The organism is Sphingomonas crocodyli (genome assembly GCF_004005865.1).
In the GTDB taxonomy this organism is placed as follows: Bacteria; Pseudomonadota; Alphaproteobacteria; order Sphingomonadales; family Sphingomonadaceae; genus Rhizorhabdus; species Rhizorhabdus crocodyli.
Genome location: NZ_SACN01000005.1, coordinates 135,683 through 150,154, shown reverse-complemented (window position 1 = coordinate 150,154; position 14,472 = coordinate 135,683). Strand labels below are relative to the sequence as shown.

Below are 14,472 nucleotides of genomic sequence, written 5' to 3'. Positions count from 1 at the left end.
ACGCGGCAATCCACTCCGCAGTTCGGAATGGATCGCTTCGCGACACTCGCAATGACGAGGGGAGCGTCAGATCGTGTTCGCCGGAACCGTCTTGGGCTGCGGCGCCGGCGCGCTCACCGGCTTCACCGCAGGCGCCGGACGCGCGGCAGGGGCCGTCTCGATCGCGGGCGTCGCGCCCGCTTTGGCGGCGGTGCAGTCGCCAGCACTCGTCTTGTGGACCTGCGAGGCCTTGTCGCCCGCCTTCGAACTGATCTCGATCGTCTGGGTACAACCATTCTGCGTCGTGGTGGTCGAGATATAGGTGTAGCTCGCGCCGCCGTTCGCCGGATCGCCGATGCTGGTCATGTGCAGGCTGTCCGCGCCCGCCGCCGGCGTCTGTGCAGCCATCGCGGCGGCCTGCCGCATCATCGCCTGATGCTGCGCCATCATCTGCGCCTGCATCCGCTCCATCTGCGCGAAGACCGAGTCGGCGCCGAACGCGGCCTCGAACATCGACGCCGGATCGACCGCCGCCACCGGCGCGAACACCACGCGCGGCGCGACATCGCCCGTATAGTGGATTTCCTCGACGCTGCCGTCGGGCATCTGCACCTTCATCACCTTGGCATGCTGCTCGGCGGCATAGGCCGCGCCCGCCAGCGAGAGTGCGGCGACGCCCGCGATCAGGGTTTTCCGGGTGAAACGCATGGCTTTGCTCCCCTTCGGTCGATGTATCGGGCGGAAGGCTATGCCGCCCAAGCTGAACCCCCGATAAACGGCCGCCTCACTTGACCGGGAAATAGGCTTCGAACGGCCGCGCCTCGTCCATCGTCCGCGCGACCGACGGGCGGGCATAAAGCCGCTCCAGATAGGCCGCGAGTTTGGGATGCCCGTCGAGCGGCTCGACCCGGTTCGCGAAATGCAGCGCAGGCTGCGCCGAACAATCGGCCAAAGTGAAGGCATCGCCGGCCGCCCACGGCCCGTCGCCCAGCAGCCCTTCGGCAATCGCATAGCCCTTGCGCAGCTTCGCGCGATCCTGCGCCTGCCCGAACGGATCGCGCTTGTCCTCGGGCCGCAGATAGTCGGCGACGATCCGCTGCATCGGCTGATGGATTTCGAAGTCGAAGAAGCGATCGAGCATGCGAACGTGCCGCGCCGCCTTCGCTTCCGCCGGGATCAACCCGAGCGCGGAATGCTGATCCGCCACCCATTCAATGATGATCGAGCTTTCGGGCAGCAACTCGCCGCTCGCCCCGTCGCGCATCACCGGGAACTTGCCCACCGGCCACACCGCCAGAAACGCGTCGCGCGATGCCGCATCGCCCAGATCGACCTCGACTTTGTCCGGCTCGATCCCCGCCTCATAAAGCGCGATCAGCGCTTTGCGGCAGAAGGAGGAGAAGGGGTGATACCAGAAGGTGAGGGCCATCGATCTTCTCCCATATCGTCATCCCGGCGGAGGCCGGGATCTCAGGAGGCTCCTGCGTATCGCGACTCTCCGGAGATCCCGGCCTCCGCCGGGATGACGGACTTTGTCACTCCGCCAACCTTAGCGCCACGTCGTTCATGAACCGCGCATCGTCGCCTTTGGCCAGCCACTCGGCCTCCGATGCGATGGCGCCCAGCATGTCGGCAAGCGGATCAAGCTCCGACTTGGCATAATTGCCCAGCACATGGCCCGTCACCCGGTCCTTGTGCCCCGGATGGCCGATGCCCAGCCGGACGCGGCGATAGGCGTTGCCGATATGCGCCTCGGTCGATCGCAGGCCATTATGCCCCGCCGTCCCGCCGCCGATCTTCACCTTGACCTTGAAAGGCGCCAGATCGAGTTCGTCGTGGAACACGGTGACGTCGCCCACCTCCGCCTTGAAGAAGCGCATCGCCTCGCCCACCGCGCGGCCGCTTTCGTTCATGAAGGTCGCGGGCTTCAGCAGCAGGATGCGCTCGCTCCCGATCCGCCCCTGCGCAGCCCATCCCTGAAACTGCTTCTTCCACGGATCGAAATTGTGGACCTCGGCGATCGTATCGACCGCCATGAAGCCCACATTGTGCCGGTGCATCGCATATTGCGCGCCCGGATTCCCCAACCCGACCCAGATCTGCATGCGGCGCGTTTACGAAAGCCGCGCCGCATGCGCCAGTCCTGGCGGATCAGATCTGCGCCATGCCGCCGTCGACGAACAGCTCGACGCCGTTCACGAAGCTCGCATCGTCCGACGCCAGGAACACGGCCGCCCGGCCGATTTCGCGCGGGTCGGCGACCCGGCCCAGCGGAACCTGCGCGGCCAACTGGCTTTCCAGCGCCTGCCATTCGGCTTCGTTGCTCGTCAGCCCCTGAAGGCCGGGGGTACGGGTCGGGCCGGGGCTGATCGCGTTCACGCGGATGCGCCGATCCTTGAGGTCCAGGATCCAGTGCCGCGCGAAGTTGCGGATCGCGGCCTTGGTGGCGCCATAAACGCCGAAGGCGGGCAGCGCGCGGGTCGTGCTGGTCGAACTCGTCAGGATCACCGATCCACCGTCCTGCAGCAGCGGAAGCGCCTTCTGCACGGTGAACAATGTGCCCTTCACGTTGATCGCGAAGGTCTTGTCGAACTCGTCCTCGGTCACCTCGCCAATCGGCTGGAAGCTGCCGCCGCCGGCATTGGCGACCAGGATGTCGATATGCGGCGCATGCTCCTGCACCACGTCATAAAGGTGATCGATGTCGCCAAGCTGCGAGATGTCGCTGCGGATGCCGATCGTGTTTCCGCCGATCGCCTTGACGGCGGCGTCCAGTTCTTCCTGCCGGCGGCCGGTGATGAAGACGCGCGCGCCTTCGGCGGCCAGCTCCTGTGCGATGCCCAGGCCGATGCCGGTGGTGGCGCCGGTCACGACGGCGATCTTGTTTTCGAGTCTGCGGGTCATTGTCTGTCTCCTGTCTTCGCGGCGATCGATTTCGCCGATGGATTGGAGATAGAATTGGGACGGTGATCGCTGTAGTCAGCGATATCGACACATATCGTCCTGTCAGTGGAACGATGAATGCACGATTTGAACGACCTGCACTATTTCGCGGCGGTGGTGACGCATGGCGGTTTCGCCGCCGCCAGCCGCGCGATCCGGTTGCCCAAGTCCAAGCTCAGCCGTCGGGTCGCGCAGCTTGAGGATCGGCTCGGCGTGCGCCTGATCGAACGATCGTCGCGCCGCTTCCGCGTGACCGAGATCGGCAATGCCTTCTTCGAACAGGCGCAGGCGGCGATGAAGGCCGCCGAACGCGCGGAGGCGATCGTGGCGGCCAGCATCAGCGAGCCGCGCGGGCTGATCCGTTTCGCCTGCCCGACCGGGCTGGTCGAAATCGTCTCGCCCTTATTGCCCGATTTTCTGACGCTCTATCCGCGCGCGCGGATTCAGCTTGTTGCGGTCGATCGCCCGGTCGATCTGATCGCGGAGCGGATCGACGTCGCGCTGCGGGTGCGGGTGAAGCTGGACACCGATGCTGCGATGACGATGCGCACGATCGGCCGCAGCCGCCGCATCCTGCTCGCGGCGCCGGCGCTGGCGAACATTCTGGCGGGCCGGGATGTCGACGCTTTGGCCGATGTCCCGACGCTCGCGACGTCGGATGAGGGGCCGGACGTGACATGGACGCTGGAAGGCCCCGACGGCGCGGTGCGCGCGATCACGCATGTCCCGCGGCTGGGGTGCGACAATTTCGCGGCGGTTCGCGATGCGGCGATCGCCGGACTGGGTGTCGCCTTCCTGCCCGATCATGCCTGTGCCGCGGCGCTGCGGTCGGGGGATCTGGTGCGGGTTATGCCGCACTGGCGGGGGCAGGACGGGATCGTCCACCTGGTCTTCACGACGAAGGTGGGGCTGCCGCCGCTGGTGCGCGCGTGGATCGATCATCTCGCCGCCAGCATCCGCAGCGCCGCGATATTCGGCTGAGCGACGGCGGCCAAAACAAAACCCCGGCGGATCGCTCCACCGGGGTTTCGTGTGTCTGGTCGTGAACGACGCGAAGGCGATCAGCCCTCGGCGCCCTCCTCGCCTTCGGCGGCCGGGGCTTCACCCTCGACAGCGTCTTCGGCCGGAGCCTCGGCGGCGGCTTCAGCAGCCTCGGCCGCTTCCGCTTCCTCGGCCTTCAGCGCCGACGGGGCGACGATCGTGGCGATCGTGACGTCGTCGGTGTCCGCCGCGACCGCGCCCTTGGGCAGCTTGATCTGCGACAGGTGGATCGATTCGCCGACGTTCAGGCCCTTGAGCGAGACCGTGATCTCCTCGGGGATTTCGGCGGCGTCGACGGTCAGGCCCAGGTCATGAACGACGATGTTCAGCACGCCGCCCTTCTTGATGCCCGGCGACAGCTCTTCGTCCTTGAAGTGGACGGGCACGTCGACGGTGACCTTGCTGTGCTCGCCGATGCGCAGGAAGTCTGCGTGCAGCGGGCGATCGGTGACCGGGTGGAACTGGACGTCCTTGGGGAGCGTGCGGATCTTCTTGCCGGCGACGTCGAGCATGACGACCGAGTTGAAGAAATGGCCGGTGTGAAGGAGCTTCATCAGCACCTTCTCTTCGACGTGAACCGCTTCCGGCTCCTGCTTGTTGCCGTAGATCACGGCGGGGACGCGGCCTTCACGACGCATGGCACGGGAGGCTCCCTTGCCTGCCCGCTCGCGCGCCTCGGCCGACAGATCGAGCACTTCGCTCATGATATGTCTCCAGTTCGCTTAGATGTTTCCAGACCCGAACCGCCTCCAGGGATGACCGGAACGGGATGCGCGCGCTTAGGGGAGAGAGGGGCATAACGCAAGGATTCGTTGGCAGGCCCGGCGCGCCGCCCGCCCGCATCGCCGTGAAGCGATCGGGCAGGGGAGCGCGCCGGGCCGCCGCTGGCTCAGACCCGCTGAACCAGCCCCCATTGCCACCCGGCCGGGTCGCCAAACAAAGCCGGGTGACGGATGGACCGACCTTGGGAGTCAGCCCACCATCCGCTTGAGATTGATGATCATCGGCCCGATCCTGCCGGTGCGCCGATCAAGCCCGATACGCTGGATCGTGGCATCGGGCGCTTCCGCCCGTACCGTGCCCAGCGCCCGCTCGCGCCAGATCGCCTTCAGGTAGCCGGGATGATCGGCAAGCGATCCCCAGTCCAGACCCGCCTTCGCGGCGAGCCGGCTGGCAATGCTGTCGAGTGTCACGGCTTCGGCGATCATCATTCCATCCCTGTCGTGGGAGGGCTGATGCCGTGATTCGGATCGCGCCACTGTGACGCGCGGCACAAAGGTAAATATTTGTGAAACTATTGGTTTCGGGGCGCTGCGGCGTCCATCACCGGGCAGGGGTGTCGCGCCTCGCGATCGTCGCACAGGCTGACGGCCTGCAGATAGCGATCGACCAGCTCGACTTCGGGCCGGCTGGGGATGCGGCGCATCGAAAACTGGACGACGTAGAAGGCGTCCTTCCCCTGGATCGCGCGCAGGAACACGCTTTCGCGTTTCGGATCGTTCGCGCCGACCGCGCACTGGATCGCCAGGATCGCGGCCGGATAATTGTTCACCGCGCCGCGCCCGATCGGTCCGTGCTGCGCCTTGGGGCAGGCGGCGGCGAAGGTGCGGCCCCAGCCTTCCAGCCAGGTCGCCGGATCGCGCCCACCCTTGTCGGTGCCTTGCCCCGCAAATCGCTGGATCGTGATCATGTCGGTCCACTTGGCGACCGTCTGCTTTTCGGGGACGAGTTGCTCGATCGACTTGCCCCCCTGATCGGTTTTCAGGACCGATACGAAGCCGGGCGGCGGCGGCTGGATCAGCTTTTCGCCCGATGCCGTGGCGGCGGCCAGCGCGAGGAGCGTCGCGCCGATCAACGCACCCGCTCCACCTTCACGCCCTGCGCTGCCAGCATCGACTGGACCGACAGCGGCCCCGCCAGATGCCCCGCGCCGACCGCGACCAGAACGGTGCCCGGCGTGTTCAGCCGGTCCTTGAGCCACACGGTCCACGCCTCGTTGCGCTTCTTCAGCAGCACGTCGCGCAGGTGCGGGGTCAGATCCTCGTCATCGGCGAAGGTCTTCGCGATCGCCTTCTCGTCGCCTGCCGCCCACGCCTTGAGCATTTTGGCATAATCGCGCTTCGCATCGCCCGATCCGTCGACAAGGCCCGCGAGCAGTTCGCGCTGGTCGGCCTCGCTCAGATCCTCGAACAGCTTGAGCTGGCTCGATGCCGTCTCCAGCGCCTCGATCTTGCGGGGGCCGCTCACGCCGCTTTCAAAGGCGGGGGTGAGGTTTTGTTCGACGCCCGCGCCGCGCTCGGCCCCGATGTCGCGCATCATCGCACCCATCAGGTAGAAGGCCGCCTGCCATGTCGGCATCGGATCGAGCTGCGCCGGGCTCAACCCCGCCTTGGCGATCATCGCGGACAGCGGGGCACGCGACTTGGCCGGCACGCGATCGAGGATGGAGGGCAGGCTGGGATCGGGCGGTGGCATTAGTCTCGCGATCGCGGCGGGATCCTTGTCGATCATCGTCTCGATCACCAGCGTGTCGGCGCTGGCCATTACCCGTTCCAGCTTCGCGTCGCGCCAGCGGAAATTGGCGGGCAGCGCGTGGATCGTGCCGTAGAGATAGATGGTCGTATCGGCGTCCCCGAACTTCCACATCGCCGGCGACGGGGCCGCCGCGACGGGCGCGGCCAGGATCAGCGAAAGCAGGGCTGCGGTCAGCCGGCGAAACCATTTCATACGCGTGATAATAGGGTGTCGTCAGGGCGATAGCGAGTATCGCAATGAAAACACGCCCGACAGAAACCTTCTGGCAATCTGCCTGTCCCAGATGCTGTCTGCATAAAAATTGGGCTTGAAGCCTAAAAAAGAAGCAGATTAACGTAGGAGGTGCATCATGTCGGTTTTCATTCTCGCTCTCTCCGTCCTCGCTTCGGCCAGCCATCCGGTGTCGGTCGATCACAAGGGCTCGGCTGTGCAGGCGGTCTATGACGCGCGCGTCGAGACGCGGATGAAGACGGTCGGCATGTCGGTCGGCACGCGCATGGGCAACGAAGCCTGCCGCTGGGAAGCCAATGTCGCGGTCGAACGCCGCGTGGGCGGGCTCGTCAAGACGGTCGACAGCGACAAGCGCATCACCGGCCAGCGTCCGGGCAGCTGCAAGATGGTCGGCAAGCATGTCGCGACCGAAGTCGCCGCGCGTTCCGACGAGATCAACGGCCATGTTCGTCAGGTTGCCGAAGCCGATCGCCCGGCGCTGATCGCCGATATCGAGGCGGCGCGCGGTCTGGCGATGAACTGATCCTCTTGCGGCGGGCGTTTCCCTTCTTCGCGCTCGCCGCCTTCGCGGCCCCCGCCGCCGCGTCTGGCATAAGCGGCGGTGTGGAGGTCGCGAGCGACTATCGCGTGCGCGGCCTGAGCTGGAGCGACGGCCGCCCCGCCGTCACGGCGAACGTCGGCGTGTCGCTGACCGACGCGATCGACTTCGGCGTCACCGCCGCCAGCCTGCGTGGCAGCGTGCGTCACGGCGGCGCCGATGCGCTGATCCGCCCGTCGCTGCGCTACTTCCGCAATGCGGGCGCGGTGCAGTTCGGCGGCGGCGTCACCGGCTATATCTTCCCCGATCATTCGAACCTCGGCTTCGTCGAGGGGCAGGCTTTGGTCGGCACCCTGATCGGCCCCGCGCAACTCTGGCTCGTTGCCGATTATGCGCCGCGGCAGGATGCGATCGGCGGGGACAATCTGCGCATCGCGGGCCAAGCCGACGTCGCGGTGCCGATGACCCCCTTCACCGTCTCGGGATCGATCGGCCGGTCGAGCGGATCGGTGCGCGATGCCGTCTTTGCACGCCGCCTCCGCCCGGATGGCAGCTACTGGGACTGGCGGCTGGGCGTCGATCATGTGACCGGCCCGCTGCGCCTCGGCATCGCCTATACCGGCACCGATATCGGCCGCACCGCCCCCGGCCGCTTCGTCGATCGCGACACGGGCCACCGCGTCACCGTGAGCGCCGGCCTCAGCTTCTGACGGCCTCGCCTTGACCCCTTGCGGCCCCTGCCGCAAAGGGCGCGGGATATATAAACCCGCAAAAGGCATGACTCTTGGCCACCACGCCGCTCTCGTTCCAGCGCCTGATCCTCGAACTCCATAACTATTGGAGCGATCATGGCTGCGTGATCCTGCAGCCCTACGACATGCGGATGGGGGCGGGCACCTTCCATCCCTATACGACGCTGCGCGCGCTGGGTCCGAACAGCTGGAACGCCGCCTATGTCCAGCCGTCGCGCCGCCCGACCGACGGCCGCTATGGCGAGAATCCGAACCGGCTCGGCCACTATTATCAATATCAGGTGATCCTGAAGCCCAGCCCGCCCAACCTGCAGGATCTGTATCTGGGCAGCCTCGAGCGGATCGGGATCGACTTCGGCAATCACGACATCCGCTTCGTCGAGGATGATTGGGAAAGCCCGACCTTGGGCGCGTGGGGCCTTGGCTGGGAAGTGTGGTGCGACGGGATGGAAGTCTCGCAATTCACCTATTTCCAGCAGGTCGGCGGCTTCGATTGCAAGCCCGTCGCGGGCGAACTGACCTACGGGCTGGAACGTCTGGCGATGTACATCCAGGGCGTCGACAACGTGTACGACCTGCGCTTCAACGACGCGGGCGTCACCTATGGCGACGTGTTCCTGGAGAACGAAAAGCAGTTCAGCGCCTATAATTTTGAGGCCGCGAACACCGAGACGTTGTTCAAGCAGTTCGCGCAGGCCGCCGACGAATGCCGCGCCTTGCTCGATCGCGAAAAGCCGCTCCCGCTCCCCGCCTATGATCAGGCGATCGAGGCGAGCCACATCTTCAACACGCTGCAGGCGCGCGGCGTCATCTCGGTCGCCGAACGTCAGGCCTATATCGGCCGCGTCCGCGAACTCGCAAAGGGCGCCTGTGCCGCCTGGATGGCGCATAACGGGTGGGAGGCGTGATGACGCCGCAAAATCCTCCCCGGAACGGGGAGGGGGACCGCGCGCAGCGTGGTGGAGGGGGCGCGAGGCAAGTGCGCCGCCCGGAGGTGAATGCCGCCCGCAAACTCCGCAAGGACATGAGCCTGCCCGAAGTGCTGTTATGGGATCGGCTCCGTGCAAAGCGCCTGGGCGTGAAGTTCCGCCGCCAGCATCCGGTTGGCCCCTATGTGGTGGATTTTTGCAGCGATACCCAGCTGGTGGTCGAAATTGACGGCGAGGCGCATGATCGTGGCACTCGCCCGACGAAGGACAATGTCCGCGACGCCTTCCTCCGAGAGAATGGATATGACGTGTTTCGCTTGATGGCTTCGGAAGTGCTGCGCGATCTGGACGCGGTGGTTACGGGGATCGCTGCGCGTGTGGCGAGCCCCCTCCACCATCCTTCGGATGGTCCCCCTCCCCGTGCCGGGGAGGAATTGCAGTGACCGACTTCCTCCTCGAACTGCTGTCCGAAGAAATCCCCGCGCGGATGCAGGATAAGGCGCAGGCCGATCTGGCGCGCATGTTCGGTGACGAGCTGGCGAAGGCGGGCCTCAAGGCCGAAGGCCTGACCACCTACGCCACGCCGCGCCGCCTGACGCTGATCGCGCGCGGCCTGCCGCTGGAAACGGCGGCGGTCAGCGAGGAAACCAAGGGGCCGAAGGTCGGCGCCCCGCCGCAGGCGCTCGAAGGTTTTCTCCGCAAGACCGGGCTGACGCAGGACCAGTTGGTCGAGCGTGACGGCGTTTACTTCGCGGTCGTCGACAAGCCCGGTCGCGCGACCGCCAGCGTGATCGCCGAAGCGATCCCCGCGATCGTCCGCGCCTTTCCGTGGCCCAAGTCGATGCGCTGGGGGAAGGCGTCCGCGTCGACCGCGTCGCTGCGCTGGGTCCGCCCGCTGCAGGGGATCGTCGCGCTGCTGGGCGACGATGTTGTGGAGTTCGAAATCGACGGCGTCGTCAGCGGCGCCGCGACGGTCGGCCATCGTTTCCACCACAGCGGTCCGATCACGATCGGCAATGCGGATGATTATGCCGCGAAGCTGCGCGCCTGCCATGTGATCGTCGATCCGGCCGAGCGCCGCGACATCATCCGCGCGCGGGCCGAGGCGCTGGCCGCCGAAGCGGGCATGACGCTGGTGCCCGACGAAGGGCTGGTCGCCGAAAATGCGGGCCTCACCGAATGGCCGGTGCCTTTGCTCGGCCGCTTCGACGCCAGCTTCCTCGAAGTCCCGCGTGAGGTGATCCAGCTGACGCTGCGCACCAACCAGAAATATTTCGTCCTGAACGACGCGGCCGGCGCGCTGGCGCCCGCCTTCATCTGCACCGCCAATATCGAGGCGAAGGATGGCGGCGTCGCGATCACGGCGGGCAACGGCAAGGTTCTCGCCGCGCGGCTTTCGGATGCCAAATTCTTCTGGGAACAGGATCTCAAGACGAAGCTGGAGGATCAGCTTCCCAAGCTTCAGGATATCGTCTTCCACGAAAAGCTCGGCACCGTCGCCGACAAGGTCGAGCGCGTCGCCAAGCTGGCGCGGTGGCTGGTGGAGAGCGGCGTCGTCACGGATAAGCCCCTCCCTGCCAAGGGAGGGGTTGGGGTGGGTCAGTCCGCCTCGGATCACTCCGCTGCCGGCGTAACCCACCCCCCGGCCCCCTCCCTTGGCAGGGAGGGGGAGCTTGCCGACCTCGCCGAACAGGCCGCGCGCCTGGCCAAGGCCGATCTCGTCACCGGCATGGTCGGCGAGTTCCCCGAGCTTCAGGGCGTGATGGGCGGCTATTATGCGCGCGCCGAAGGTCTGCCCAATGCCGTCGCCGACGCGATCCGCGACCACTACAAGCCGGTCGGACAGGGCGACGAGGTTCCGACCGCGCCGGTCACGGTGGCGGTGAGCCTGGCGGACAAGCTGGATACGTTGAGCAGCTTCTTTGCAGCTCAGCTGCGACCAACGGGTTCCAAAGATCCGTTTGCCCTACGTCGCGCTGCCTTAGGTGTGTTGCTCCTGGTCGTTGGCGGTGGGCTGAGGCTGCGGATTATGCGCCTTGCAGACGTCGCCAATGACAACACAGAAAATTTTCTTGCTAGCCTCTGGCAACCTCAAACTGGTGTCGGGTTAGCGACAATGGGTATGCGCGGTACTCAGTTGGCTCCAGTTGGGGAAGGGCATCCGGCATTCGCCTATGATCTCCTCGACTTCTTCGCCGACCGCCTCAAGGTCCAACAGCGCGAAGCCGGCGTTCGCCACGATCTGATCGACGCTGTGTTCGCGCTTGGCGGCGAGGACGATCTCGTTCGCCTGCTCGCCCGCGTGAAGGCCCTCCAAGCCTTCGTCGAGACGGAGGATGGCCGTAACCTGCTCGCCGGGTACAAGCGCGCCGCGAATATCCTCAAGAAGGAAGCCCCCACGCTCAGCGCGGCGGGCGAGGAGGATCCGGGCGCCGCACTCGAAGACCCGCTGGTCGCAGAAGGCATCCGCGCGCACGAAGCCTATGACATGGAGCCGGCCGAGGCCGCGCTGGTCGCCGCGCTCGCCGATGCCGAACCGCGCGCCAAGGCCGCTGTCGAGGCGGAGGATTTCGCCGCCGCGATGACCGCGCTGGCCTCGCTGCGCGCGCCGATCGACGGCTTCTTCGAGAATGTTACCGTCAACGATCCTTTGGCGCACAAAAGAAAGGCTCGTCTGGCCATCCTTGAACAAATTCGTGCTGCAATGCACAATGTTGCCGACTTCTCGCGCATCGAGGGGTGAGTCGGCTTGGCCCAGTCGCGACGACAGCGACGGGCGATCTCTGGAGGAAGTGACGGCGTATGACGACGCAATATGTCTATCGTTTCGGCGGTGGCGTTTCGGACGGGGGCAAGGGCGACAAGAACCTGCTCGGCGGCAAGGGCGCGAACCTGGCGGAGATGGCATCGATCGGCCTGCCGGTCCCTCCGGGCTTCACGATCTCGACCGAAATGTGCGCGCGTTATTATGAGGAGGGCGAAAGCTTCCCCCAGAGCGTGCGCGACGAAGCCGCCAACGGCATCGCGCATATCGAAGCGATCACGAACAAGAAGTTCGGCGATCCGGCCGATCCTTTGCTCGTCTCGGTCCGTTCGGGCGCGCGCATCTCGATGCCGGGCATGATGGACACCGTCCTCAACCTCGGCCTCAATGACGAGACGGTCGAGGGTCTGGCGAAGACCTCGGGCGACGCGCGTTTCGCGTGGGACAGCTATCGCCGCTTCATCCAGATGTATTCGGACGTCGTCCTGGAACTCGATCACGGCGCGTTCGAAGAAGCGCTCGAGATCGCCAAGGAAGACAAGGGCTATAATCTCGATACCGAGCTGACCGCCGACGACTGGCAGGCGCTGGTCACGCAGTACAAGGCGATCGTCGTCGAACTGTGGGATGGAAAGCCCTTCCCGCAAGACGTGCATGAACAGCTGTGGGGCGCGATCGGCGCGGTGTTCGGGTCGTGGCAGTGCGAACGCGCCAAGGTCTATCGCCGCCTGAACGATATCCCCGCCGACTGGGGCACCGCCGTCAACGTGCAGGCGATGGTGTTCGGCAATATGGGCGACACCTCGGCCACCGGCGTCGCCTTCACGCGCGATCCGTCGAAGGGCGACAATGCCTATTATGGCGAGTTCCTGATCAACGCGCAGGGCGAGGACGTCGTCGCCGGCATCCGCACCCCGCAATATCTGACCAAGAGCGCGCGTGAGGCCGCCGGCGCCAAGCCCGCGTCGATGGAAGAGGCGCTGCCCACCGTCTATGGCGAACTCGCCAAGGTGTTCGACCTGCTCGAAACGCATTATCGCGACATGCAGGACATCGAATTCACGGTGCAGCAGGGCAAGCTCTGGATGCTCCAGACGCGCTCGGGCAAGCGCACCGCGAAGGCCGCGCTCAAGATCGCGGTCGACATGGCGAACGAAGGCCTGATCACGCAGGAAGAGGCCGTCGCCCGCGTCGATCCCGCCGCGCTCGATCAGCTTCTGCACCCCACGCTCGATCCGAAGGCGCCGCGCGACGTGATCGCCAAGGGTCTGCCCGCCTCGCCGGGCGCGGCCTCGGGCCTCGTCGTGTTCGATGCCGACACCGCCGAAAAGCGCGCCGAAATGGGCGATGCGGTCATCCTCGTCCGCACCGAAACCTCGCCCGAGGACATTCACGGCATGCACGCCGCCAAGGGCATTCTGACGGCGCGTGGCGGCATGACCAGCCACGCCGCGGTCGTCGCGCGCGGCATGGGCCGTCCCTGCGTCTCGGGCGTGGGTTCGCTAGCGATCGACGCGAAGGCGAAGGTGTTCCGTGTCTCGGGCCGTGAAGTCCGCGAAGGCGACATCATCACGATCGATGGCGCGACCGGCGAAGTGATGATCGGCGCGGTGCCGACCGTGCAGCCCGAACTGGCGGGCGACTTCGGCACGCTGATGGGCTGGGCCGACAAGGTCCGCCGCCTGAAGGTGCGCGCCAACGCCGAAACCCCGCTCGACTGCAAGACCGCGCGGATCTTCGGCGCCGAGGGTGTCGGTCTCTGCCGCACCGAACATATGTTCTTCGACGCCGCCCGCATCACCGCGGTCCGCCAGATGATCCTGGCGGAGGATGAGAAGGGCCGCCGTGTCGCGCTCGACAAGCTGCTCCCCGAACAGCGCGCCGACTTTACCGAGATTTTCGAGATCATGGCCGGCCTGCCCGTCACGATCCGTCTGCTCGATCCGCCGCTGCACGAATTCCTGCCGCATGCGGAGGAGGATTTTGCGGAGGTCGCGTCGGCGACCGGCATTGGTGTCGAGGCGCTCAAGCGCCGCGCGGCCGAACTGCACGAGTTCAATCCGATGCTCGGCCATCGCGGCTGCCGTCTGGGCGTCACCTATCCCGAAATCTACGAGATGCAGGCGCGCGCCATCTTCGAGGCGGCGTGCGACGTCGCCGCGAAGTCGGGCAAGGCGCCGATCCCCGAGGTGATGGTCCCGCTGGTCGCCACCCGCCGCGAACTCGAACTGATGAAGGCGGTGATCGACAAGGCGGCCAAGGCCGTCTTCGCCGAACGCGGCACCACGCTCGAATATCTCGTCGGCACGATGATCGAACTGCCGCGCGCTGCGCTCAAGGCGGGCGAGATCGCGGAGGTGGGCGAGTTCTTCTCGTTCGGCACCAACGATCTGACGCAGACCACCCTGGGCGTCTCGCGCGACGATGCGGGCCGGTTCCTGACGACCTATGTCGATAAGGGCATCTACCCCAAGGATCCGTTCGTCAGCCTCGACGTCGAGGGCGTCGGCGAGCTGATCGAGCTGGCGGCGGAGCGCGGTCGCAAGACGCGTTCGGGCATCAAGCTGGGCATTTGCGGCGAACATGGCGGCGATCCGGCGTCGATCGCCTTCTGCGAAAAGACCGGCCTCGATTATGTGAGCGCCTCGCCCTACCGCGTCCCGATCGCACGTCTGGCGGCGGCGCAGGCGGCGCTCGCGGCGAAGAAGTAACGCTCCTCCTCGTCATTGCGAGGAGCCGAGGCGACGAAGCAATCCAGGC

At 66.1% G+C, this 14,472-nt stretch carries 15 protein-coding genes; 7 read left to right on the top strand and 8 right to left on the bottom strand.

The genetic code is table 11. The annotated features are described in order from the left end of the window. Positions 1 to 66: 66 nt before the first annotated feature. From EOD43_RS22050 to EOD43_RS22035, 4 genes are all read right to left on the bottom strand, one after another. Complete coding sequence (locus tag EOD43_RS22050) at positions 67 to 687, bottom strand: hypothetical protein (RefSeq protein WP_127746513.1); 621 nt, start codon at positions 685 to 687, stop codon at positions 67 to 69. Between the two features lie 76 nt (positions 688 to 763). Beyond that, the gene (locus EOD43_RS22045; RefSeq protein WP_127746511.1) at positions 764 to 1,408 is read right to left on the bottom strand and encodes a glutathione S-transferase family protein; all 645 of its coding nucleotides are present in this window, start codon (positions 1,406 to 1,408) and stop codon (positions 764 to 766) included. Positions 1,409 to 1,514: 106 nt separating this feature from the next. After that, positions 1,515 to 2,084, bottom strand: a complete 570-nt coding sequence (gene pth, locus EOD43_RS22040; protein ID WP_127746509.1) for an aminoacyl-tRNA hydrolase — start codon at positions 2,082 to 2,084, stop codon at positions 1,515 to 1,517. Between the two features lie 46 nt (positions 2,085 to 2,130). Then, positions 2,131 to 2,883, bottom strand: coding sequence for an SDR family NAD(P)-dependent oxidoreductase (locus tag EOD43_RS22035; protein ID WP_127746507.1), 753 nt, complete (start codon positions 2,881 to 2,883; stop codon positions 2,131 to 2,133). A gap of 117 nt (positions 2,884 to 3,000) precedes the next feature. Here EOD43_RS22035 and EOD43_RS22030 point away from each other — a divergent pair, with 117 nt between their 5' ends. Then, the gene (locus tag EOD43_RS22030) at positions 3,001 to 3,903 is read left to right on the top strand and encodes a LysR family transcriptional regulator (RefSeq protein WP_127746505.1); all 903 of its coding nucleotides are present in this window, start codon (positions 3,001 to 3,003) and stop codon (positions 3,901 to 3,903) included. A gap of 80 nt (positions 3,904 to 3,983) precedes the next feature. Here EOD43_RS22030 and EOD43_RS22025 read toward each other — a convergent pair whose 3' ends face one another. From EOD43_RS22025 to EOD43_RS22010, 4 genes are all read right to left on the bottom strand, one after another. Further along, entirely contained in the window at positions 3,984 to 4,667 is a 684-nt protein-coding gene (locus EOD43_RS22025; RefSeq protein ID WP_127746503.1) for a 50S ribosomal protein L25/general stress protein Ctc, read from the bottom strand. A 267-nt stretch (positions 4,668 to 4,934) separates the two neighbouring features. Continuing rightward, positions 4,935 to 5,171: a hypothetical protein gene (locus tag EOD43_RS22020; RefSeq protein ID WP_127746501.1), complete on the bottom strand. Its 237-nt coding sequence runs from the start codon at positions 5,169 to 5,171 to the stop codon at positions 4,935 to 4,937. Positions 5,172 to 5,257: 86 nt separating this feature from the next. Next, complete coding sequence (locus EOD43_RS22015) at positions 5,258 to 5,818, bottom strand: hypothetical protein (protein ID WP_127746499.1); 561 nt, start codon at positions 5,816 to 5,818, stop codon at positions 5,258 to 5,260. After that, a complete protein-coding gene (locus EOD43_RS22010) occupies positions 5,815 to 6,690 on the bottom strand; it encodes a TraB/GumN family protein (RefSeq protein ID WP_127746497.1) in 876 nt (291 codons plus the stop codon). Before EOD43_RS22010 ends, EOD43_RS22015 begins: the two co-directional genes overlap by 4 nt. Positions 6,691 to 6,847: 157 nt before the next feature. Here EOD43_RS22010 and EOD43_RS23845 point away from each other — a divergent pair, with 157 nt between their 5' ends. The 6 genes from EOD43_RS23845 to ppdK all read left to right on the top strand — a co-directional run bounded on the left by EOD43_RS23845 (position 6,848) and on the right by ppdK (position 14,423). After that, a complete protein-coding gene (locus EOD43_RS23845) occupies positions 6,848 to 7,252 on the top strand; it encodes a hypothetical protein (RefSeq protein WP_164857397.1) in 405 nt (134 codons plus the stop codon). Positions 7,253 to 7,257: 5 nt separating this feature from the next. Further along, entirely contained in the window at positions 7,258 to 7,977 is a 720-nt protein-coding gene (locus EOD43_RS22005) for a TorF family putative porin (protein ID WP_164857396.1), read from the top strand. 74 nt (positions 7,978 to 8,051) lie between these two features. Next, on the top strand, positions 8,052 to 8,927 hold the full coding sequence (locus EOD43_RS22000) for a glycine--tRNA ligase subunit alpha (protein WP_206363623.1): 876 nt from the start codon (positions 8,052 to 8,054) through the stop codon (positions 8,925 to 8,927). 71 nt (positions 8,928 to 8,998) lie between these two features. After that, positions 8,999 to 9,391, top strand: a complete 393-nt coding sequence (locus EOD43_RS21995) for an endonuclease domain-containing protein (RefSeq protein WP_240653468.1) — start codon at positions 8,999 to 9,001, stop codon at positions 9,389 to 9,391. Then, positions 9,388 to 11,691 (top strand): glycine--tRNA ligase subunit beta, encoded by a 2,304-nt coding sequence (gene glyS, locus EOD43_RS21990; RefSeq protein WP_127746491.1) that lies wholly within the window; start codon positions 9,388 to 9,390, stop codon positions 11,689 to 11,691. Before EOD43_RS21995 ends, glyS begins: the two co-directional genes overlap by 4 nt. 59 nt (positions 11,692 to 11,750) lie before the next feature. After that, complete coding sequence (ppdK, locus tag EOD43_RS21985; RefSeq protein WP_127746489.1) at positions 11,751 to 14,423, top strand: pyruvate, phosphate dikinase; 2,673 nt, start codon at positions 11,751 to 11,753, stop codon at positions 14,421 to 14,423. Positions 14,424 to 14,472: the final 49 nt, after the last annotated feature.

What these genes read in the sequence shown, in the direction of transcription:
- EOD43_RS22050 (WP_127746513.1), bottom strand. Translation starts at nt 687, where the DNA reads ATGCGTTTCACCCGGAAAACCCTGATCGCGGGCGTCGCCGCACTCTCG.
- EOD43_RS22045 (WP_127746511.1), bottom strand. Translation starts at nt 1,408, where the DNA reads ATGGCCCTCACCTTCTGGTATCACCCCTTCTCCTCCTTCTGCCGCAAA.
- pth (WP_127746509.1), bottom strand. Translation starts at nt 2,084, where the DNA reads ATGCAGATCTGGGTCGGGTTGGGGAATCCGGGCGCGCAATATGCGATG.
- EOD43_RS22035 (WP_127746507.1), bottom strand. Translation starts at nt 2,883, where the DNA reads ATGACCCGCAGACTCGAAAACAAGATCGCCGTCGTGACCGGCGCCACC.
- EOD43_RS22030 (WP_127746505.1), top strand. Translation starts at nt 3,001, where the DNA reads ATGCACGATTTGAACGACCTGCACTATTTCGCGGCGGTGGTGACGCAT.
- EOD43_RS22025 (WP_127746503.1), bottom strand. Translation starts at nt 4,667, where the DNA reads ATGAGCGAAGTGCTCGATCTGTCGGCCGAGGCGCGCGAGCGGGCAGGC.
- EOD43_RS22020 (WP_127746501.1), bottom strand. Translation starts at nt 5,171, where the DNA reads ATGATCGCCGAAGCCGTGACACTCGACAGCATTGCCAGCCGGCTCGCC.
- EOD43_RS22010 (WP_127746497.1), bottom strand. Translation starts at nt 6,690, where the DNA reads ATGAAATGGTTTCGCCGGCTGACCGCAGCCCTGCTTTCGCTGATCCTG.
- EOD43_RS23845 (WP_164857397.1), top strand. Translation starts at nt 6,848, where the DNA reads ATGTCGGTTTTCATTCTCGCTCTCTCCGTCCTCGCTTCGGCCAGCCAT.
- ppdK (WP_127746489.1), top strand. Translation starts at nt 11,751, where the DNA reads ATGACGACGCAATATGTCTATCGTTTCGGCGGTGGCGTTTCGGACGGG.